The sequence below is a fragment of the Jeotgalibacillus salarius genome (genome assembly GCF_004405125.1).
Lineage (GTDB): Bacteria > Bacillota > Bacilli > Bacillales > Jeotgalibacillaceae > Jeotgalibacillus > Jeotgalibacillus salarius.
Genome location: NZ_SORX01000001.1, coordinates 145,271 through 166,613, shown reverse-complemented (window position 1 = coordinate 166,613; position 21,343 = coordinate 145,271). Strand labels below are relative to the sequence as shown.

The 21,343-nt window shown below is 44.0% G+C and carries 19 protein-coding genes; 17 read left to right on the top strand and 2 right to left on the bottom strand.

Annotated features, from left to right (window positions below; translation table 11 throughout):
• The first annotated feature begins 40 nt into the window (after positions 1–40).
• The 9 genes from E2626_RS00805 (at position 41) to E2626_RS00765 (ending at position 11,987) form a co-directional block, all read left to right on the top strand.
• On the top strand, positions 41–592 hold the full coding sequence (locus E2626_RS00805; RefSeq protein WP_134378648.1) for a TlpA family protein disulfide reductase: 552 nt from the start codon (positions 41–43) through the stop codon (positions 590–592).
• Between the two features lie 24 nt (positions 593–616).
• Complete coding sequence (locus E2626_RS00800; RefSeq protein WP_134378646.1) at positions 617–2,014, top strand: S41 family peptidase; 1,398 nt, start codon at positions 617–619, stop codon at positions 2,012–2,014.
• A 113-nt stretch (positions 2,015–2,127) separates the two neighbouring features.
• Complete coding sequence (locus E2626_RS00795) at positions 2,128–3,294, top strand: PDZ domain-containing protein (RefSeq protein WP_134378644.1); 1,167 nt, start codon at positions 2,128–2,130, stop codon at positions 3,292–3,294.
• Between the two features lie 309 nt (positions 3,295–3,603).
• Positions 3,604–4,242 (top strand): HD domain-containing protein, encoded by a 639-nt coding sequence (locus E2626_RS00790; protein WP_134378642.1) that lies wholly within the window; start codon positions 3,604–3,606, stop codon positions 4,240–4,242.
• Positions 4,243–4,273: 31 nt separating this feature from the next.
• Complete coding sequence (locus tag E2626_RS00785; RefSeq protein ID WP_134378640.1) at positions 4,274–4,519, top strand: CsbA family protein; 246 nt, start codon at positions 4,274–4,276, stop codon at positions 4,517–4,519.
• A gap of 544 nt (positions 4,520–5,063) precedes the next feature.
• Entirely contained in the window at positions 5,064–7,046 is a 1,983-nt protein-coding gene (gene uvrB / locus E2626_RS00780; protein ID WP_134378638.1) for an excinuclease ABC subunit UvrB, read from the top strand.
• Positions 7,047–7,053: 7 nt separating this feature from the next.
• Complete coding sequence (gene uvrA / locus E2626_RS00775) at positions 7,054–9,936, top strand: excinuclease ABC subunit UvrA (protein WP_134378636.1); 2,883 nt, start codon at positions 7,054–7,056, stop codon at positions 9,934–9,936.
• A 168-nt stretch (positions 9,937–10,104) separates the two neighbouring features.
• On the top strand, positions 10,105–11,364 hold the full coding sequence (locus E2626_RS00770; RefSeq protein WP_134378634.1) for a DUF4097 family beta strand repeat-containing protein: 1,260 nt from the start codon (positions 10,105–10,107) through the stop codon (positions 11,362–11,364).
• 359 nt (positions 11,365–11,723) lie between these two features.
• A complete protein-coding gene (locus E2626_RS00765) occupies positions 11,724–11,987 on the top strand; it encodes a hypothetical protein (protein ID WP_134378632.1) in 264 nt (87 codons plus the stop codon).
• A 47-nt stretch (positions 11,988–12,034) separates the two neighbouring features.
• On the opposite strand, the gene E2626_RS00760 is transcribed toward E2626_RS00765, so the two are convergent.
• A complete protein-coding gene (locus E2626_RS00760) occupies positions 12,035–12,688 on the bottom strand; it encodes an N-acetylmuramoyl-L-alanine amidase (protein ID WP_134378630.1) in 654 nt (217 codons plus the stop codon).
• Positions 12,689–12,861: 173 nt separating this feature from the next.
• Between E2626_RS00760 and hprK the strand changes: the two genes are divergently transcribed.
• The 5 genes from hprK to E2626_RS00735 are packed head-to-tail and all read left to right on the top strand — an operon-like array spanning position 12,862 to position 16,719.
• Positions 12,862–13,797: an HPr(Ser) kinase/phosphatase gene (hprK, locus tag E2626_RS00755; RefSeq protein WP_134378628.1), complete on the top strand. Its 936-nt coding sequence runs from the start codon at positions 12,862–12,864 to the stop codon at positions 13,795–13,797.
• 18 nt (positions 13,798–13,815) lie between these two features.
• Positions 13,816–14,646, top strand: a complete 831-nt coding sequence (gene lgt / locus E2626_RS00750) for a prolipoprotein diacylglyceryl transferase (protein ID WP_244094223.1) — start codon at positions 13,816–13,818, stop codon at positions 14,644–14,646.
• A gap of 9 nt (positions 14,647–14,655) precedes the next feature.
• A complete protein-coding gene (locus tag E2626_RS00745) occupies positions 14,656–15,600 on the top strand; it encodes a nucleoside recognition domain-containing protein (protein WP_134378624.1) in 945 nt (314 codons plus the stop codon).
• Complete coding sequence (ppaX, locus tag E2626_RS00740) at positions 15,584–16,237, top strand: pyrophosphatase PpaX (protein WP_134378622.1); 654 nt, start codon at positions 15,584–15,586, stop codon at positions 16,235–16,237. Before E2626_RS00745 ends, ppaX begins: the two co-directional genes overlap by 17 nt.
• The gene (locus tag E2626_RS00735; RefSeq protein WP_134378620.1) at positions 16,234–16,719 is read left to right on the top strand and encodes an acyltransferase; all 486 of its coding nucleotides are present in this window, start codon (positions 16,234–16,236) and stop codon (positions 16,717–16,719) included. Before ppaX ends, E2626_RS00735 begins: the two co-directional genes overlap by 4 nt.
• A 42-nt stretch (positions 16,720–16,761) precedes the next feature.
• On the opposite strand, the gene E2626_RS00730 is transcribed toward E2626_RS00735, so the two are convergent.
• Positions 16,762–17,352, bottom strand: a complete 591-nt coding sequence (locus E2626_RS00730; protein ID WP_134378618.1) for a biotin transporter BioY — start codon at positions 17,350–17,352, stop codon at positions 16,762–16,764.
• Positions 17,353–17,775: 423 nt separating this feature from the next.
• On the opposite strand from E2626_RS00730, the gene E2626_RS00725 reads away from it, so the two are divergent.
• From E2626_RS00725 to hisG, 3 genes are all read left to right on the top strand, one after another.
• Positions 17,776–18,564 carry a SurA N-terminal domain-containing protein gene (locus E2626_RS00725; protein WP_134378616.1) on the top strand — a complete coding sequence of 263 codons (789 nt, stop codon included), beginning with the start codon at positions 17,776–17,778 and terminating at the stop codon, positions 18,562–18,564.
• An 812-nt stretch (positions 18,565–19,376) separates the two neighbouring features.
• Positions 19,377–20,555, top strand: coding sequence for an ATP phosphoribosyltransferase regulatory subunit (locus E2626_RS00720; protein WP_134378614.1), 1,179 nt, complete (start codon positions 19,377–19,379; stop codon positions 20,553–20,555).
• Complete coding sequence (gene hisG / locus E2626_RS00715) at positions 20,552–21,178, top strand: ATP phosphoribosyltransferase (protein ID WP_134378612.1); 627 nt, start codon at positions 20,552–20,554, stop codon at positions 21,176–21,178. Before E2626_RS00720 ends, hisG begins: the two co-directional genes overlap by 4 nt.
• Positions 21,179–21,343 lie beyond the last annotated feature (165 nt).

Sequence of the window (21,343 nt, the reverse complement as noted above, 5' to 3'; positions counted from 1 at the left end):
TTACGATTCATTCATATACTCCTCCGAGGAGGGGCGGCGTATGATGGTGCAGAGGGTGAGAATGGCTGGATGGGTATTTGCTGTAATGTGTTGTGCAGGGGTGTTTTTTCTGATCAGTGCAGAGCCGGGTCCTGAATATGAACCAGTGATGCAGACTTTAGAATTAAATGAAGCGCCGGATTTTATACTGGCCATGCAGGATGGTACTGAACTTACTAAGCAGGATTTTTCCGGGAAGCCTCTGATACTTAATTTCTGGACGAGCTGGTGTCCGCCTTGTATTGAAGAGATGCCTGAACTGAAGAAATTTACGCGTGACCATCCCGATATTAATTTGATTGGTGTCAATCTGACAAAAGAGGAATTTAAGAAAGAGTCAGCGTTTAATTTCATCGATGATCACCAGATTAATTTTCCGATTGCATTGGATGAGGATGGTGATCTTCAGAAGGTTTTTCGGATATTTACGATTCCGATCACAGTCGTGATTACGCCTGATGGCAGGATCTATGAAACGTTCTTCGGTCCGGTCACTGCACAGCAGCTTGAAAAGAAAGTGAATGCACTTCTAAGTGAAAATACAGCTTCATAATGTTTAACAGGGAGGGGGAAGCTGGTGAAAAAAGCACTGATGATCCTACTATGTATGGTATTAGGAGCCGGCGTTTATTATAGTGCAGATCGTTTTATTGTGAAACGTGTTCCTGAAGAAGTTTCAGTGGAGCGGTCTAAAATTGAAAAAGCGCAGCAAATGATTCAGGAAAGCTATGTTGAAAATGTGGATGAAAAAAAGTTACTTGATGGTGCGCTAAAAGGTATGGTAGCTGCACTCGGTGATCCATACTCTGTGTATATGGATGAGCAGGCAACAAAACAATTTCATGACTCCCTTGATTCTTCATTTAGCGGAATTGGCGCAGAAATTACGCAGCAGGATGGGGAATTTATCATTGTTGCTCCGCTGAAGGAATCGCCTGCTGAGACTGCGGGGCTAAAGCCGAATGATGTCATCACTCACGTCGATAATGAAGAGATTGCCGGTCTTACGATTTACGATTTAACGTCAAAAATCAGAGGTCCTAAAGGAAGCCGTGTTCAGCTTGGCATTAAAAGAGGTGAATCTGAAAAGTCCTTAACGATCAATGTGGTTCGGGATGATATCCCTGTAGAAACAGTCGCTCACCAATTATATGAACGGGACGGTGCAAAGGCCGGGTACATAGAAATCAAAACGTTCGGTGAGGGTACAGGAAAAGATGTGAAAACTGCTTTGGATGAACTGGAAAAAGAGGAACTGTCGGGGCTGATTCTCGATGTCCGCGGGAACCCTGGTGGTTTATTGTCAAGCGTTGAGGAAGTGCTTGGGAATTTTATTACTGATAAAAAACCGTTTATGTATGTGGAAGAACGCTCCGGTAAACGTGAAGCGCTCACCTCAGCTGCGAAAGATAAAAAAGAATATCCGGTTGTGGTGCTTATTGATGAAGGCAGTGCGTCTGCTTCAGAAATCCTCGCTGCAGCGATGTATGAAGTGGAAGGTTATACGCTGATTGGCACAAAATCATTTGGCAAAGGAACTGTTCAGCAGTCGCTTGAGCTTGGAGACGGCAGTCAGATGAAGCTGACGGTTTCTAAATGGCTGACCCCTGATAAACGCTGGATTCACCGCAAAGGTATTCAGCCTACACTCGAAGTCGTACAGCCGGAAGTTTTTGAGCTGTCGCCTGTTCAGTCTTCGATCGTACTTAAAAAAGGAATGAATGATGAACGGGTTGCTTCACTTCAAAGGCTCCTGGATGGTCTGGGTTATAAAATCGATCGTACAGACGGCTACTTCAGTGCTCAAACTGAAAAAGCGATCCAGGAATTCCAGAAGAAGTCCCGTTTAAAAGAGACAGGGGAAGTTAATACGTCAACGTTAAAAAAGCTGGAATCCACGCTTGAACTATATAAGAAAAATCCGAACCATGATCATCAGCTTCAATCAGCGATCGAATTTATCGCGAGACATTAAGGTGAGATGTTAGCTTGAAGTTCCCGGACATTTACCGGCAAAATTCCTATATAGCGATTCCCTCAGGTCTGATACAATAAATAGAAGAATTTGTTTTTGACCGGGGGGATCGTATGTTCAGTAATTGGCTCAATGAATTGCCGGGTGCACTAGTATCAGGAATCATGAATCCGGTATTGATGATTGCATTGGCAGCCGCCATCATCGCAGGGGCTGCAAGATTAAAAAGGGAACGACGTGATGTAAGAACAGCGGTAAAACCGTGGTACATAGAAATACTCAGCTTTTTAGGACTTTCTTTAGTAATCGGCCTTTTGTTATCCGCTGTGATCAGCGGTTCAGGTCTGGTTCTTGAAGTATTCTGGATCTATGCAGTGAGTGTATTGATGATTCTGTTCACAGGAAGCGGCCAGTTCAGGCTGTTATCAGCAGGATTTATCTTTCCGCTGGTATTAGCTGCAATTTATGGGCTCGGGTATTCGGGTATTACACTGCCAGAATGGATCCCTGATCTGCCTGTAGCTTTTATAACTGCAGGTATCATCATGGGACTGCTTTTAATTGCAGAAGGGCTGTTGATCCAGCTAAATGCGGTCCGGCAGACGTCTCCTCGCTTGATCAGAACGCCGCGCGGATTGAAAGCAGGTGCATTTTTCACAAAAAGAATATGGCTTGTACCGCTTCTGGTTCCTGTGCCTGATGGACTGATCAGCGAAACAGGCTGGTGGCCACTGATCGCGGTTGGTGATTCATTCTCACTCATGATTCTTCCGGCAGTGTTAGGTTATCAATTAACAGTCGTTCATGACCTGCCAGGCAGTATATTAAAAGTGAATGGTGCACAGGTAATCTGGCTCGGTGTCCTGTCAACAGTCATTGCAGCTGGTGCATTTTGGGCGCCGTACTTAATATTTGCAGCTTTTGGCATTGCGTTCGCCGGCAGATTATTCATCATGCTGAAAACCCGTGCAATTTGCAGAAGGTCAGGCTATCATTTTATGAATGGTGAAAGAGGTGTCATGATCATTGATGTCCTCCCAGGCACACCTGCAGCAAAAATGGGACTGATGCGAGGCGAAATGATTCATAAAGTAAATGGTGAGATCGTTAAAAATGAGCGGGAATTCTATGAAGCGGTTCAGAAAAGCCGTGCCCATTGTAAGCTGGAAGTACTCAATCATGCAGGCGAAGTACGCTACACGCAGGCTGCATTGTATGAAGGCCAGCACTATCAGCTTGGACTCATTTTAATAGAAGACCGCAAACGTGAAACAGCCTGATAAATCGGGCTGTTTTTAACGTAACCGGCTCATTTCCGTTACAGGCGGATGCTTTTCGAGTGGCGTGTGCCAAGCCTCCGCGGCTCTGCCAGCGGGATCTCAGCGTACACGCGTCTCAAGCCGAAGTCCAAGCCTTCCACTGCAATGAACCTAACTTTTTTCATTGTGAAGGAAAAAAGATGAAGCTGACAGTTGTTTACTCCTTTTTAAATTCATCTACATATTCACTTTGTAAAGAATTCATATCTTAGGTATTGTACTTTCTACACTGCTAGTGCTACGATTAGCTAAAAATAACGGGGTGAGCTGATGGGCATTCATCATTATTTTAAAAGTTTATCGGACATGGAGAAACTTTTCAGGTGTCCGGGCAAGTTTAAATATAACGAACACACTGTAGCAGCCCATTCATTTAAAGTAACGAAAATTGCTCAATTTCTCGGAACGGTTGAAGAGCATCACGGTAAAACAGTTAATTGGAAAAATCTATATGAAAAAGCATTAAATCATGATTATCCCGAAATTTTCACTGGAGATATTAAAACGCCGGTAAAATATGCATCGTCTGAATTAAACAGGCTGTTCAGCGAAGTGGAAGAAGAGATGGCGCACAAGTTCGTTTTGGCAGAATTTCCTGATGAATATCAGTCAATCTACCTCGCGCGTTTTAAAGAAGGGAAGGACCGGACGCTTGAAGGGAACGTTTTATCTGTTGCTGATAAAATCGATCTGCTATATGAGTCGTTCGGTGAGATTCAAAAAGGTAATCCTGAGCCGATTTTTCTGGAGATTTATCAGGAGGCGCTTTCAACGATCCTCAGGTTCAGAGAAATGAAAAGTGTTGAATTTTTTCTGGAAAAAGTATTACCTGATATGCTCGCTGAGAAATTTATCCCCCATTCGGAGTTAAGTAAGATTACGGAAAACCTTATTGCAGCATCAAAATGAGTTCAGTATGATTGAATCGAGAGGTGATTAAATGGGCACGAAAATTCTTATGGCCATGTTCCTTCCAGCACTATTAGTTGTATTATTTACCCGCATCACCTACAGCCGCACGATCGCCATGCTGCTTACAATTGCACTGATCGCCGGGTCTTCTTACAAAGGGTACACAGGCAGCTGGTACGTCATTATCGTCGATGCCGCTTCACTGACTCTCGGACTCTGGTACGTTAACCGCTATATGAAAAATTACACCAAAAAGCAGCGCGGAATCGCATAGATTCTGTGCTGTTTTTCTGTATCGCTCTGGAGAACCGCTGATCTGCGCTCCAGGCGGATGCTTTCCGAGCGGCGGTCGCTGAGCCTCCTCGCCTTTGGCTGCGGGGTCTCAGCTGTCCCGCTTATCGCTCCGGAGTCACCGCCTTCCACTCCGATCAGCTGAGTGTGTAGAATAACTATGTTATGTAAAAATGATTAAATGCCAATGAATTATTTAAATTCTTTAACAAAATTCAGCTGACCCTTGTAGTGGAGGGCGGAGACTCCCGCCCCGGAAAGGGTCAGGTGAGACCCCGCAAGCGAAGCTGAGGAGGCTCACCGCCCGGGGGCAGGAAAGCGCAGCCCTGAACGGAAAGGGTCAGCGGTTAAAACAGCTCAAGATGCTTTTTGAGAATGTATGTTCGCTTTTTGCTGTCATTTTCAATCTCATGGTGGTAAACTGGTTGAGACAATTAATTTGCCATAAACCCTGTTTCGTTTCATCATAAAGGGTATGAATATAGAAGAAGGTTTTTTCGGAATTATTTTTAGGAGGCGTAACACATATGGTGCAGGAATTTGATTTGCAGTCAAAATATCAGCCAGCGGGGGATCAGCCTGCTGCAATTAAGAAGCTTGTAGAGGGCTTGGAACAGAATAAGCAACACCAGACATTACTCGGTGCAACCGGTACAGGGAAGACCTTTACGGTTTCGAATGTTGTGCAGGAAGTAAAAAGACCAACGCTGGTCATTGCCCATAACAAAACGCTTGCGGGACAATTGTACAGTGAATTTAAAGAGTTTTTCCCTAATAATGCAGTTGAATATTTTGTCAGCTATTATGACTATTATCAGCCTGAGGCCTATGTGCCGCAGACGGATACTTTTATAGAAAAAGATGCGAGTATCAACGATGAAATTGATAAGCTGCGACACTCTGCCACGTCTTCATTATTTGAACGTGATGACGTGATCATCATTTCATCCGTTTCCTGCATCTACGGTTTAGGTTCGCCGGAAGAATATAAGGAATTGGTTGTTTCATTAAGAATGGGTATGGAGATCGAACGTAATCAGCTGCTGAGAAGGCTGGTTGACATTCAGTATGAGCGTAATGATATTGCATTTACGCGCGGAACTTTCCGTGTGCGCGGTGATGTTGTAGAGATTTTCCCTGCTAAAAATGATGAGCATTGTATCCGTGTAGAGTTTTTCGGAGATGAAATAGACCGGATCAGAATGGTGGATGCACTAACAGGCGAAATTCTTGGTGACCGTGATCACGTGGCAGTTTTCCCTGCATCCCACTTCGTGACGCGTGAAGAAAAAATGCGCAAAGCGATTGAAAATATTGAAATAGAGCTTGAAGAACAGTTGAAAATCTTAAGAGCGGACGATCATTTGCTTGAAGCACAGCGTCTCGAACAGCGTACACGCTATGATCTGGAAATGATGAGAGAGATGGGATTCTGTTCAGGGATTGAAAACTATTCAAGACACTTAACGTTGCGTGAAGCAGGGGCAACACCGTATACATTGATTGATTATTTTCCGGATGATTTCCTGCTTGTCATCGATGAATCCCACGTTACGCTTCCGCAAATCCGCGGTATGTATAACGGGGACCAGGCGCGTAAGAAAGTACTTGTAGATCACGGGTTCCGTTTGCCGTCTGCAATGGATAACCGTCCATTAAAATTTGAGGAATTTGAAAAGCATGTGAACCGTGCGATATATGTATCAGCAACACCTGGTCCATATGAAATTGAACATACGGGTGAAATGGTTGAACAGATTATCCGTCCAACCGGTCTGCTTGATCCGACGATTGAAATCAGACCAAGTGAAGGACAGATTGATGATTTACTCGGTGAAATTCAGGAGCGAATTGAGAAAAATGAGCGGACGCTGATTACAACACTGACCAAAAAAATGTCTGAAGACCTGACCGATTATTTGAAAGAAATCGGCATTAAGGTTCAATATCTTCATTCCGAAGTAAAAACGCTCGAGCGGATCGAGATCATCAGGGATCTTAGAATTGGTAAGTATGATGTCCTGATCGGGATTAACCTGCTTAGAGAAGGTTTGGATATACCTGAAGTATCACTGATCACCATTTTGGATGCAGATAAAGAAGGCTTCTTACGTTCTGACCGTGCACTGATTCAGACAATTGGACGTGCGGCACGTAACTCAAATGGTCATGTTATTTTGTACGCCGATAAAGTAACTGATTCCATGCAGCGTGCGATGGATGAGACTGAAAGAAGACGTGAGAAACAGGTTGCTTATAATGAAAAACACGGGATTACTCCGGTTACGATTAATAAGGAGATCCGCGATGTAATCAGAGCTACGCATGCTGCTGAAGAATCAGAAGAGTATGTATCTCCTGCTGAACAGATGAAGAAACTGTCTAAGAAGGAACGTGGCAAAGTGATTGAATCAATGGAAATTGAAATGAAGGAAGCAGCACGAGCGCTTGATTTTGAAAAAGCGGCTGAATTGCGCGACCTTATTTTAGAATTGAAAGCGGAAGGATGACCTGACAATGGGTAAAGATCAGATTATTATACAGGGCGCCCGCGCTCATAACCTTAAAAATATAGATATTAAAATTCCGCGTGACAAACTCGTAGTGATGACAGGTCTTTCAGGATCAGGTAAGTCATCACTAGCTTTTGACACGATATATGCTGAAGGGCAGAGACGTTATGTTGAGTCTCTTTCAGCTTATGCAAGACAGTTTCTTGGCCAGATGGATAAACCGGATGTTGACACTATTGAAGGCTTATCCCCGGCAATTTCAATTGATCAGAAAACAACTAGTAAAAACCCGCGTTCAACAGTTGGAACAGTCACTGAGATTTACGATTATTTAAGACTGTTATTTGCAAGGGTTGGACGCCCTGTCTGCCCGGATCATGGGATTGAGATTACCTCTCAGACTGTTGAACAAATGGTCGACCGCATTTATGAATATCCTGAAAGGACGAAGCTGCAGGTTCTGGCCCCACTGGTTGCAGGCCGTAAAGGCACGCATGCCAAAATTCTTGAGGATGTAAAGAAGCAGGGGTATGTACGTATCAGGGTAAACGGTGAAATGATGGACGTCAGTGATGAAATCGAGTTGGATAAAAATAAGAAGCATTCGATTGAAGTGATCATCGACAGAATCGTGGTAAAAGAAGGCGCTGAAGCCCGTCTTGCAGATTCACTTGAAGCAGCGTTGAAGCTGGGTGACGGTAATGTCATTGTAGATGTAATCGGTGAAGAAGAGATTAAGTTTAATGAGCATCACGCGTGCCCGGTTTGTGGATTCTCAATAGAAGAACTTGAGCCGCGCATGTTTTCATTTAACTCGCCGTTTGGTGCATGTCCGGATTGTGACGGGTTAGGAACGAAGCTTGAAGTGGATCTTGAGCTTGTCATTCCGGACTGGAACCTTTCTCTGAACGACAATGCGATTGCGCCCTGGGAACCGACAAGTTCACAATATTATCCATCTATGCTGAAAGCAGTCTGTGAACATTACGATATTGATATGGATATCCCTGTTAAAGACATTCCGAAGAAAAAGATGGATAAAATTTTAAAAGGTTCCGGCAAAGATAAGATTTATTTCCGCTATGAAAACGATTTTGGACAGGTTCGTGAAAATAACATCAACTTTGAAGGGGTAATGCGCAACGTCGAGCGGCGATACCGCGAGACAAGCTCCGACTATATTCGTGAGCAGATGCAGAAGTATATGGCGAAGCATCACTGCCCGGCATGTGAAGGGCATCGTCTGAAGCGTGAAAGCCTGGCTGTAAAAGTTCAGGATCTTCATATTGGACATGTCACATCATTTTCAATTGAAGAAGCAAATGAATTCTTTGATCAGCTTGAGCTATCAGAAAAAGAAATGCAGATTGCCAGATTGATTCTGCGTGAAATTCATGAGCGTTTAAATTTCCTGATCAACGTTGGTCTCGATTATTTAACACTCAGTCGTTCGGCAGGAACATTATCCGGTGGGGAAGCGCAGCGGATTCGGCTCGCAACTCAGATCGGTTCACAGCTGACTGGTGTGCTGTATATTCTTGATGAACCTTCAATCGGCCTGCACCAGCGTGATAATGACCGTCTGATTGGTACACTTAAAAATATGCGTGATATCGGCAATACGCTTATCGTTGTTGAACACGATGAAGATACGATGATGGCTGCGGATTACTTAATTGATGTAGGACCCGGAGCTGGTGTTCACGGAGGAGAGATTGTAGCTGCCGGTACACCAAAACAGGTGATGAAAAGCAGCAAATCACTTACTGGACAATATTTATCAGGTAAGAAATTTATTCCTCTGCCGGCTGAGCGCAGAAAGCCGGATAAAAAACGCCAGCTTGAAATCAGGGGAGCCAACGAAAACAACCTGAAGGAAGTGGATGTTAAAATTCCTCTTGGTTTATTTACATCTGTCACAGGCGTTTCCGGATCAGGAAAAAGTACGCTGATTAACAGTATTCTTCATAAGTCACTTGCACAAAAACTGCACCGTTCTAAAGTGAAACCTGGTGAGCATAAAGAAATTAAAGGAATCGATCAGCTTGAAAAAGTGATTGATATTGACCAGTCTCCAATCGGCAGAACACCGCGTTCAAATCCTGCCACTTATACCGGGGTATTTGATGATATCCGTGATGTATATGCAACGACGAATGAAGCGAAAGTGCGTGGATACAAAAAAGGCCGCTTCAGCTTTAACGTAAAAGGTGGCCGCTGTGAAGCCTGTCGCGGGGACGGAATTATCAAAATTGAAATGCATTTTCTGCCCGATGTCTACGTACCTTGTGAAGTATGTCATGGCAAGCGCTATAACCGTGAAACGCTCGAAGTGAAGTATAAAGGTAAAAATATTGCTGATGTTTTAGAGATGACAGTTGAAGACGGACTTTCATTTTTTGAAAACATTCCAAAAATAAGCCGTAAACTTCAAACGATCGTGGACGTTGGACTTGGCTACGTCACACTCGGTCAGCCTGCTACAACACTTTCCGGTGGTGAAGCCCAGCGTGTGAAACTGGCATCAGAACTGCACAAACGTTCAAACGGCAAATCAATGTATATTCTGGATGAACCGACAACAGGTCTTCATGTAGATGATATTTCACGTTTATTGACTGTCCTGCAACGCCTTGTAGATAACGGAGATACTGTCTTAATTATCGAACACAATCTGGACGTTATTAAAGCGTCTGACTATATTATCGACCTGGGACCAGAAGGCGGTGACCGTGGTGGAACTATTCTCGCATGCGGTACACCTGAGGAGATCGCTGAAGTGAAAGAATCTTATACCGGGAGCTATCTGAAACCGGTACTGGACCGTGATCGCAGCCGCATGGAAGATAGAATGGCTGAACGGACAGGCGAAAAAGTCAACGCTTAAACCGATCTGCAGGTTTAGCAAAAAATCAGCCTCAGGACCGGTTATCATTTCCCGTTTATCTGTCATGCTAATAATCAAATGAAACTTTTATTCCGTTCATTCGTATAAAGGGTAGCACGTTCAATAGATTGTAGAGGCAATTTCAACAAAAAGGAGAGTGTCAAATACATGGAAAACGAACGCAAGAGAATTTTAAGTATGGTGGAAAAAGGAACGATCACTGCGTCAGAGGCTTTAACGCTTTTAGAAGCACTTGAAAAGAATCCAGGCAGCAGTGCGAGTTCTGCAAGCAGCAGCACAACTTCCACTCATCAGGAAACGACTTATGAGAAACAAAGTCATTCACGTGAGAAAGAGTCAACTGACTCAGGAACCAGCGGTCAGGGCAGCTCTCAGAAAAAAGACTTCCCATTTAACATTGATGAAATGATCAATGACCTGTTTGGTAAAGTTGAGAAAAAGGCAACTGATTTTAAAACAGAACAGAATAAAAGAAATACACAGCAACAGAAAGATAAGCTGACTGATTTCGTCCAAACTGCATTTGAAAAAGTCAGAGGACTGGACCTGGAATTTAACATGGGACCGTCAATGGAATTCAAACATGCCTTTGAATCAGAAAAAGCTGAACTGATTGACATTGAAGCAAGTATTGCCAACGGGAAGCTCGTTATTCGTCCTTGGGATGAAGATTTCGTGAGAGCGGAATGTAACGTAAAAGTTTACCGGGAAGACGATGAATTCAAAGCAAAGCAGCATCTGAAGGATTCTGTAGTCTTTAATACGAACTTCAAGAAACTCCGCTTTATTTCTGATTTGAAAATGATGAGCCTGGATACAGTTCTTTATGTGCCGAAAGCGAGTTATGAAAGATGGGATATCCGATTATTCAACGGCAAATTCCACGCTGAAGGCGGTAATGTAAATAAAGTTAAAGTACGTACAGCAAACGGGAAAATTGAACTTTCAAACATGCTGATTGAAAAAGCAGAGCTTGAAACTGCAAATGGTGGCATTAACGTTGAAAATACTCGTGCGGATCTGATTGAAGCTGAATCAGTTAACGGTAAAGTAAATGTAGAAGGTGCAATCGATGAAATCGATGCGCAATCTGTTAATGGAAAAGTTGTCTGCAGTACATCGAGCACTTCTGCCCGGAGAATTGAGGCAAAGACGCTTGCGGGACCAATCGAAATCAACGTGCCTGACTCCATTTCACTTGATGGAACGCTCAAAACAAATTTCGGGAAACTGAAGGTTGATTTTGATCAGATGGATCATGTTGAAGAACGCGAAGAAATGATGCAGCGCAGGTTGAACTTCCGAAAAGATCGTGAAGGTGCATCTAAGCTCTATATTACAGCAGATGCCAAAACCGGAGCTGTAATGGTCAAATCTTATTCAAAAAAGAGTGAAACAAACGCTTAAGTATTTCGTCTAAATAGGTGACCAGGATTCACACATATAAAAAACAGCCTGATGCGCGTCCCCCCCAGACCAGCGCATCAGGCTGTTTTGTTTTTAATGCGGACCTCTGAGCCTGACTGAGTGTGCATGATTCGTGTGTGATGTCGCTATTTCAGCCGGTGATGGTGCGATACACCCGGGTTGAGTGCGCTATTACTGCCCGTGAGTGTCCTATTTCGTGAATTGATTGTTCTCAAAGGTCTGGAATATCCACCGTAGACCTGGGACAGACCCGCCTCTACGTACCTCATCACGATAAAATGTTTCCAAACCCTCTCATCATGGTATAGTACAATAAATACATAAGGCGGGTGAGGAAGATGGAGACGTTTATTAACCGCATCATGTGGTTCGGTTTCAGTACGGTTGGAGCTGCATTTCTTGGAACAGGTGTCCTATTTGTTGTACTGGCCCTGGTGACGATGAATACTGACATTATGGGTCTGTTTAAATGGATTCTGCTCATTTTTAACTGGGGTGTTGGTGGAATCAGTCTGTTGATTTCAGTTGCTATTCTGGCGCTGGGTCTGAAAATGCGTTTTTCTTCAGGAAAACAAAATACAGAAGTATCAAATGCAAATTAAAAAGAAGTCTGCACAGCGCAGACTTCTTTTTAATTTGCTTATTAACATTATTTAATAATGGCTTCAAACCCCGCTTTTTTCAACGCCGCCAACTGATTTTCTGCATTATCCCGGTCCAAAAATGCCCCTGTCTGAACAAAGTAGATCCTTTTAGCTTTCCCCAGAAATTCAAGTATGCCTCTACCTATCGCTTCGCCGCATAAAGTGCGGTACTGGTCACTTGCGAGCAGCTGCTTTTCCTGTCGGTTTGTCATAAATCCACATTCCACAAGAATCGAAGGCATTTTTGTTTCCCGGAGAACGTGAAAGTCAGCTTTTTTAATTCCTCTGTCAGGTCTCTTGGTCGTTTTAATTAAATGACTGTGAACATGATGTGCCAATTTATTTTCCTCATTTGAATGAAGGTTATGAATATAAGTTTCTATCCCCTGCACACCATTCCAGACTGATCCACCAAACGCATTTGCATGTATAGAAATAAACAAATCCGCACGTCCATCATTAGCGAGGTTTGTTCTCGCAGAAAGCGGTACGTCGTAGTCATCACGGTGTGGTGTTAAAACAGTTACTCCTGCCCGCAGCAATATTTTTTTAGCTGCAAGTGCTGCGGCTTTGTTAAATGCATACTCGTTCATGCCATCCGGACTTCTTTTACCCGGAGTGCTATAGCTGTGGCCTGCATCGATACAAACGATTGTCATAAAAGTTCCTCCTTTAATATAAGTGAGGTGCGGGTTTCGGTCGTGCACTTAAAAGATCGTCTATCTCCAAACATTCAGACACCTTGTCAAAAATGTTTCGGTTTTCTAATGTAGTGCTTCATTTTTCAAAGTGCTACAATAGACTGTATGTGAGATAAGGTAGGAGGTTCTTTATGGCTAAAGTGACGACGAATGAAATTATTGAGAAGTTTAAACTCGAGCTGGTCAGTGGTGAGGAAGGCATTCACCGCCCGGTAACAACGAGTGATATATCAAGACCGGGTCTGGAAATGGCGGGTTATTTCAGCTATTATCCTGCTGAGCGTATTCAATTGCTCGGACGGACTGAAATGTCTTTTTATGAACTTCTTTCAACGGATGAAAGAAAGGACCGGATGAATCAGCTTTGTACGGATAATACACCGGGCATTATTTTGTCACGTGATATTGAAGTGCCTAAGGAATTAATTGAGGCTTCTGAGCTAAATCAGGTACCGGTCATGAAAACACCGGTTAAAACGACGCGTTTTTCAAGCCGTCTGACTAACTTTCTTGAGAGCAAGCTTGCGCCGACGACTGCTCTTCATGGTGTGCTCGTTGATATTTATGGTGTTGGGGTCTTAATCACTGGTAAAAGTGGTGTAGGTAAGAGTGAAACAGCGCTTGAGCTGGTGAAACGCGGACATCGTCTTGTAGCGGATGACAGCGTGGAAATTCGCCAGGAAGATACGGATACATTAATCGGTTCATCACCGGAACTCATTGAGCACTTACTTGAGATCAGGGGACTTGGCATTATTAATGTGATGACGTTATTCGGTGCCGGTGCAGTACGCAGTCACAAACGTGTCACGCTCGTCATTGATCTGGAAATCTGGGATAAGACGAAACAGTATGATCGTCTGGGACTTGATGAAGAGACGATGAAAATTGTTGATACAGATGTTACGAAAATTACGCTGCCGGTTCGTCCAGGTCGAAATCTGGCTGTCATTATTGAAGTTGCGGCGATGAACTTCCGTTTAAAAAGAATGGGTATGAATGCAGCTGAACAATTTTCAAGTCGTCTGAACGACATTATTGTAGATGGGGATCATGACGACATTTAATCAGGAGGAAAACTTATGATGCTTTTAACAGCCCAGCCGATTGATCCGATTGCATTCAGCGTCGGACCGCTCAGCGTGGCATGGTATGGACTGATTATCGGAACAGGAATTGTACTCGGATATCTGATGGCTAATCACGAAGCGAACCGCCTCGGGATGCCGAGAGATATGTTCGCAGATCTTTTAATCTGGGCAGTGCCGATTGCGATTATCAGTGCCAGAATTTATTATGTGATTTTTCAGTGGGATTACTATGCGCAGAACCCGGGCGAAATCATGGCGATCTGGAACGGCGGAATTGCGATCCATGGAGCGCTAATCGGCTCAGTCGCTACAGGTGTAGTGTTTGCGAAAAAGAAAGGTCTTTCTTTCTGGAAGATTGTCGATATTGCTGCGCCTAGTATTATCCTCGGTCAGATGCTCGGGCGCTGGGGCAACTTTATTAATCAGGAAGCGCATGGCGGCGAGGTGTCACGCAGTTTTCTTGAAGGATTGATGATACCTGAATGGATCATTAATCAGATGTATATCAATGTGAACGGAAGCTATGCCTATTACCATCCGACATTTTTGTATGAGTCGGTGTGGAGTTTAGGTGTGCTGATTTTATTACTTTTATTAAGAAAAGTAAATCCACTTCGCGGGGAAATCTTCCTGAATTATGTGATTTGGTATTCAGTCGGACGTGCTTTTATAGAAGGATTGCGTACAGATAGTCTGATGCTGACTGAAACAATCCGCGTTGCACAGGCGATTTCAATTTTGCTGGTCATCGCAGCGATTGGATTGATTCTTTACCGCCGTTTTGGACAGGGCATCACGACACGTTACGCTGATAAACGAAATTAGGTGAATTGAATGAATAAGCAAACGTTTATTGACGGTTTAAAAGCTGGACTGAATACGACATGGACGCTTGGGAAAATCATTTTTCCAATCACTTTTATCATTACCATTCTTCAGTTCACGCCTGTTTTGCCGTTTTTAACCGAACTGATTGCGCCGTTTATGGGGTTGTTCGGCCTGAGCGGGGAAGCAGCAGTGCCACTCGTTTTAGGAAATCTGTTAAATTTGTACGCGGGAATTGCCGGAATTTTATCGCTGGAAATGACAGTAAAAGAAGTGTTCATTATTGCTGTTATGCTTTCTTTTTCTCATAATCTGTTAATTGAGACAGGTGTGGCGTTAAAAGTTGGTGTAAAGCTATGGGTGGTGCTGCTCGTCAGACTTGGACTGGCCTTTGTATCAGCAATTGTCATTAACCTTGTCTGGACCGGTGGTGGTGAGATTGCCCAGTATGGCATGGTGCCGGTTAGTGAACCGGATATCAGCGGATGGGGCTCAATCATCCTGCTTGGACTTGAAAAAGCTGCCTTTGGCGTGCTGCAGCTTGCGATGATCGTGATACCATTAATGGTGGCAATCCAGATCATGCGGGATATGAAGTGGCTTGATGTGTTTTCCCGCTGGATGGCCCCAATTACAAGAGGGCTTGGTATGAGAGAAAATACGTCCATGACACTTGTGGCTGGACTGACAATCGGACTTGCATACGGAGCAGGTGTCATGATTAAGGCTGTCCAGGAAGATGGAGTCAGTAAAAAAGACGCCACACTGGCATTTATTTTTCTCGTTGCATGTCACGCAGTTGTCGAGGACACATTAATCTTTATTCCGTTGGGTATTCCGATTTTACCGTTACTGCTTATTCGAGTCATAACGGCAATTCTTCTGACGATTACAGTAGCAGCGATCTGGAAGCGGGCTGAGAGGAGAGAACCAAGTTATGAGCAATCGCATTGATACAGTGTTATTCGATCTGGATGGCACACTGATTGATACAAATGATTTAATTATATCTTCATTTTTACATGTCATGGATCATTACTATCCGGGAGAATATAGCCGGGAAGATGTGCTCCAATTTATGGGACCGCCTCTGGTTGATTCATTTCAGACACTAAATCCTGAGAGAACACAGGAGATGGTTGATTATTACAGAGCATATAACCTGAAAATGCACGATGAGCTCGTGACACCATTTGAAGGCGTGAAAGAAACGGTTCAGACATTGCATGAACAGGGTATAAAAATGGCAATTGTGTCAACTAAACGAAATGACATGGTCCGCAGAGGTCTGAAGCTGATGAAGCTTGATCAGTATTTTGATGTGGTGATAGGCCTTGACGATGTTGAACATGCGAAGCCTCACCCCGAACCATTACAAAAAGCACTGGACGCACTCGGCTCGAAAGCTGAACATGCGATTATGGTCGGTGATAACCATCATGATATCGAGGGCGGACAGAATGCAGGCACGATAACTGCCGGCGTAGAATGGACTTCAAAAGGCATAGCGTATCTTGAAACCTACAATCCAGATTTTATGCTTAAAGAAATGAGTGACCTGTTGAAAATTATTAAGGAGAGCGGTTCATGAGAAGAACAAAGCGTTATCCTGTAGAAGGATCGAATTCGCTTTGGCAGCTGTATAAAACCGTTTCTTTTTTCAAGGTCGCACGTAACTTTGTCGTACTTCAGACAGCGCGCTACACGCCATTTTTCAGCGTGAAGAACTGGATGTACCGCAAACTTCTGGGGATGAAAGTTGGAGAAAAGACGGCTTTTGCCCTGATGGTCATGCCTGATACCCTTTATCCTGAAATGATCAAAGTAGGCCGCAATACAATCATTGGCTATAATTCAACGATTTTAGCCCATGAATATCTAGTCGAAGAGTACAGACTCGGGGAAGTAGTCATCGGAGATAACGTGATGATTGGCGCTAATTCAACTGTGCTGCCTGGTGTTGTGATTGGTGATGGGGCTGTTATTTCAGCAGCAACACTCGTTCACCGCGATGTACCGGCGGGGGCGTTTGCCGGCGGAAATCCGATGCAGATTATTAAAATGCCTGAATAGAAAAAAGAGCAGAGGGATTGAATCCTCTGCTCTTTTGCTGTTTTATGCTGGAATGCTGGTTTTTGATACGCGCGTCTGGGGGAATACCTGAAGCATTTTAGCTCCAACGACAGCGGCAACGACCGCGAGTACAATATCCTTTGGAATCGTTGGCAGCATCCAGATCCACGCCATCGTGTATGTGAAGCCATCCGGTGCATTGAACCACAATTTATAGGCCATATACATCCAGTTGGTTCCGAGTACGTAGTTAATCACAGAACCAATCAGTGCTGCTGTAATCAGCATTGCAAATGACTTATGCTTTTCAGTCAACAAACCGACAACCCACGCGACAACAATATAAGACAGAATAAAGCCGAATGTCGGACTGATTAATGTACCAAGTCCACCGCCCCAGCCTGCGAATACGGGCATACCAGCAAGGCCAATCAATAAGTAAACCGTCATTGCAACTGGTCCCCATTTTTTGCCGAGCAGGATACCTGCGATCAGGCAGACGACAGTTTGAAGTGTGACCGGAACATTTCCGATAACCAGAATGGGTACTATTGAAGTGATGTTCGCTCCAATTGCCATGAGTGCTGCGAACAGTGAAGCCAGCACCATTCCATGAACAGGTGATTTTACCATTTGAACCCCTCGTTTCTTGTTATATATGCAAAGTATCTATGTACAAAATTGATTATAATTCTAAGAATATTTTTAGTCAACTATATATTTATATAGGTTAACTAAAAGTTAATGCTACATTCATTTCTGGAATATTTTTTATTAGTAGCTGCTCAGCTGACCATTGGAGTGGAGGGCGGAGACTCCCGCCCCGGAAAGGGTCAGATGAGACCCCGCAAGCGAAGCTGAGGAGGCTCACCGCCCGGGGGCAGGAAAGCGCAGCCCTCCACGGAAAGGGTCAGCGGTAATAAAGATCCACCATTACAATGATGTTTCAATTTAGTGAAATTAAGTGTTAATGGTTTGCTTTTTTCCTAATGTCCGTTACAATGCAACCTAGGCTAAGAAATAGAGATTTTGGAATTTCGAAAGGGGTTTTACCAAATGAACTTTAAAAAAATCTTTCTTCCATTTGCTGCAGGTGCACTAGCGCTCGGACTCGCTGCATGCAGTGATGATGAAGAAGCAGCGAATACAGAAACCGAACAAACTGAAGAGACTGAAGAAGCGACGCCTGAAGAACAGCAGGCAACAGAAGAGCAACAGGCAGCTATGGAAGAGATGCAGGCTAAGATGGAAGAGCAGCAGGTTGCAGAAGATGAAGTGGTTGCAACGATCAATGATGAAGAAATTTTAGGTGAAACCTATAATTCAGCATTGGCTACTACTCAAAGTAACCTTCAACAAAGTGGACAGGACCCTACAACTGAAGAAGCAGCAGAACAGGTTAAAAACCAGACATTAGATCTGTTAATTAATCAGACGCTGATTACTCAAAAAGCCGATGAAGCAGGACTTGAAGCATCTGAAGAAGAGATTGACGAGGAGTACGCTGCGTTCCAGGAACAGTTCGGCGGTGAAGAAGCGCTGAACGAAATCATGGAAGCACAGGGTATGGATATGGAAACACTTCGCGGACAAATGGCTGACTCAATTAAATTTGATAAGTACGTAGACCAGGTAGCACCTGTTGAAGAACCAACAGATGAAGAAATCCAGGAGTACTATGATCAGTCATCTGCACAAATGGAAGAGCAGGGTCAGGAAGTACCTCCACTTGAAGAAGTGAGAGAGCAAATTGTAGCTGGTATGACTCAGCAACAACAGCAGGAACAGTTAATGGCTCATCTTGAAGAGCTGAAAGCTGATGCAGAAATTGAAAGATTGATCTAAATGTTTGAGAGGCATCTCCTTTATGGGGATGTCTTTTTTTATTGCACGAAAGATTAATGCAGTGCGGTCTTCTGGTGGCTGGAACGTGCGTTCAAAAAACATGGTTGCTACCGTTGAGTTGGTGATTGCTACGAGTTTCCGGGTGTATCACTACAAGTCGGAGCACAATTGCCACGACCTTTACGAAAATAACGACAACCTCGTCATATATAAGTACTTCCAGCCCTGCATGTACTTAGGTAACAATCTTTTAGTTTCTTAAAGGCATGAAGAGAGTGTTGTGAGACAACTTTGCGGGTGGATATGACATCGGAAACCGTTGATTGCTAAAACTAGACGGGGTGATTGCTACGAGTTCCCGGGTGTATCACTACAAGTCGGAGCACAATTGCCACAACTCCGGCTAAAACAGCTATAAACCTCAACCCTGGTCAGTATTCCCGCCAATACAAATCCTTCTTTGCCCATTCCTCAAACATCACCCTTGACTATCTCTTCTGACCCTAGTAAACTACAAAATATCTTTACTTAGTTATCGTATTAGCGAACTAAAGGATTCAGTTAATAATTTTAGTTATCCTCATATAAAAGGTATAATGAAATGATACGTTTTTTATCTGTATGATTGAAAAGTTATTTTATCAACAATCAGCTGAGCTTTGGAGTGGTTGGTGGAGACTCCAGCCCGAAGAAGGGACAGTTGAGATCCCGCAAAGAGAAGCCTGAGGAAGGTCACCGCCCGGGGGCAGGAAAGCGCAGCCCTCCATGGAAAGGCTCAGCGGTTTAAATAGTACTGAAAGGTTGTGGAGACGATGTCAAAGTTGTTTATGTTTGAGAAACCGATCGGAATGAGAGATACGTTTCCTCATTTATATAGTCTGAAAAAAGAAATCCGTATGAACGTTGAAAATGAAATGATCAACTGGGGCTATGAATTTATGGAAACACCAGCCCTTGAATATGACGAAACAGTAGGTGAAGCGTCAGCTATTTTGGATCAGCAGCTTTTTAAATTGCTTGATCAGCAGGGAAGAACACTTGTACTGAGACCTGATATGACAACACCAATTGCACGTGTAGCAGCTTCAAAGCTGTTAAAAGACCGCAATCCGCTCAGACTGGCATATGCGGCAAATTTATTCCGTGCCCAGCAGCGTGAAGGCGGCAGGCCGGCTGAGTTTGAACAGATTGGTGTAGAGCTCATTGGTGACTCAACGGTCAGTGCAGACGCAGAAACGATTGCCCTTTTAGCATCAGTACTAAAAGCTTCAGGGTTGAAAGACTTTACGATTGCAATCGGGCACGTTGGCTTTCTGCAGGAGCTGTTCCTGCAAATCGTCGGTACGGAGGAAAGAGCTGAAAAGTTAAGAAAGCACCTTTACGAAAAAAATTATGTAGGTTATCGAAAGCATGTTGATTCATTACCGCTTTCTTCTATTGATAAGCAGAGGCTGATTAATGTTCTTCACATACAGGGCAACGGCGGCTCTGTGGCGAAAGCTGAAGCGCTTTTAGAAGGTGAAGGCGGCCGGGGAGCGCTGCGCGAGTTAGAAGAATTGCTTTCAGTGTTAAAAGACTATGGCGTAGAAGATTATGTGAAAATGGATGTATCGCTTGTCAGCCATATGTCTTACTACACAGGCGTACTGTTTGAAGTGTATGCGGACAATGTAGGGTTTGTTCTTGGTAATGGCGGACGTTATGATCATTTATTGAAGAAATTCGGTGCTGAAGTTGGCGCAACAGGATTCGGTATCAGAATGGACTACTTGATGGAGGCGCTGAATCAGAGCGTTGAACAAGTCCAGCCAGCGCTGATTTTATTTTCAGCTGAGAGAAGAAAAGAGGCTGCTGATAAGGCGGCTGAATATAGAAGTAACCAGCAGCCTGTAATTGTGCAGGATGTCAAAGGTGTTTCTGACCTGGACAGCTTTACGTCAGGATTCAGAAATGTTCATACGTTTATTGGAAAGGCAGGGGATCAGGCATGAAGGAATTAACGATTGCCATGCCAAAGGGGCGTATTTTTGAAGAAGCAGTAGTCATGCTGAAAGAAGCCGGCTACAATTTGCCACCTGAATTTGACGACTCAAGAAAACTCATCATAGAAGTGCCGGAAGAAAATTTGCGTTTTATTTTAGCAAAACCGATGGATGTGCCGACGTACGTTGAGCATGGCGTTGCGGATATTGGGATTGCCGGTAAGGATGTCATGCTTGAAGAAGAGCGACACGTGTATGAGTTACTTGATTTGAAAATCAGCCAATGCTATTTAGCGGTAGCAGGGCTTCCTGATACGGAAATGAATGAAGTCGCGCCAAGGATTGCGACGAAGTATCCAAATGTGGCCTCATCTTACTTTAGAGAACAGGGTGAGCAGGTTGAGATTATTAAGCTGAACGGATCAATTGAGATTGCACCGATTATCGGTTTGACTGATCGGATTGTTGATATTGTTTCAACTGGACGTACTTTGAAAGAGAATGGTCTGGTTGAGTATGAGCATATTGTGGATATCACGTCTCGTCTGATCGCGAATCCGGTGAGCTATCGTCTGATGCATGACCGGATTAGTGAGATGACGGACAGGCTTGAGAAAGTTGTGAACGGGTAATTTTGGATCTTTGACAGTGGCGCACGATCTGCGTTTCAGGCGGACGCTTTCCGCAGGGACGGCGGTGAGCCTCCTCGGCTTCGCCTGCGGGGTCTCACCTGTCCGTCTTCTCCTGCTGGAGTCGCCGCCTTACACTCCGATCAGCGCTGCGAATCAAACACTTTT

Coding starts and splice junctions, on each gene's coding strand:
- E2626_RS00805 (WP_134378648.1), top strand. CDS start 41: ATGATGGTGCAGAGGGTGAGAATGGCTGGATGGGTATTTGCTGTAATG.
- E2626_RS00795 (WP_134378644.1), top strand. CDS start 2,128: ATGTTCAGTAATTGGCTCAATGAATTGCCGGGTGCACTAGTATCAGGA.
- E2626_RS00790 (WP_134378642.1), top strand. CDS start 3,604: ATGGGCATTCATCATTATTTTAAAAGTTTATCGGACATGGAGAAACTT.
- E2626_RS00785 (WP_134378640.1), top strand. CDS start 4,274: ATGGGCACGAAAATTCTTATGGCCATGTTCCTTCCAGCACTATTAGTT.
- uvrB (WP_134378638.1), top strand. CDS start 5,064: ATGGTGCAGGAATTTGATTTGCAGTCAAAATATCAGCCAGCGGGGGAT.
- uvrA (WP_134378636.1), top strand. CDS start 7,054: ATGGGTAAAGATCAGATTATTATACAGGGCGCCCGCGCTCATAACCTT.
- E2626_RS00770 (WP_134378634.1), top strand. CDS start 10,105: ATGGAAAACGAACGCAAGAGAATTTTAAGTATGGTGGAAAAAGGAACG.
- E2626_RS00765 (WP_134378632.1), top strand. CDS start 11,724: ATGGAGACGTTTATTAACCGCATCATGTGGTTCGGTTTCAGTACGGTT.
- E2626_RS00760 (WP_134378630.1), bottom strand. CDS start 12,688: ATGACAATCGTTTGTATCGATGCAGGCCACAGCTATAGCACTCCGGGT.
- hprK (WP_134378628.1), top strand. CDS start 12,862: ATGGCTAAAGTGACGACGAATGAAATTATTGAGAAGTTTAAACTCGAG.
- lgt (WP_244094223.1), top strand. CDS start 13,816: ATGCTTTTAACAGCCCAGCCGATTGATCCGATTGCATTCAGCGTCGGA.
- E2626_RS00745 (WP_134378624.1), top strand. CDS start 14,656: ATGAATAAGCAAACGTTTATTGACGGTTTAAAAGCTGGACTGAATACG.
- ppaX (WP_134378622.1), top strand. CDS start 15,584: ATGAGCAATCGCATTGATACAGTGTTATTCGATCTGGATGGCACACTG.
- E2626_RS00735 (WP_134378620.1), top strand. CDS start 16,234: ATGAGAAGAACAAAGCGTTATCCTGTAGAAGGATCGAATTCGCTTTGG.
- E2626_RS00730 (WP_134378618.1), bottom strand. CDS start 17,352: ATGGTAAAATCACCTGTTCATGGAATGGTGCTGGCTTCACTGTTCGCA.
- E2626_RS00725 (WP_134378616.1), top strand. CDS start 17,776: ATGAACTTTAAAAAAATCTTTCTTCCATTTGCTGCAGGTGCACTAGCG.
- E2626_RS00720 (WP_134378614.1), top strand. CDS start 19,377: ATGTCAAAGTTGTTTATGTTTGAGAAACCGATCGGAATGAGAGATACG.
- hisG (WP_134378612.1), top strand. CDS start 20,552: ATGAAGGAATTAACGATTGCCATGCCAAAGGGGCGTATTTTTGAAGAA.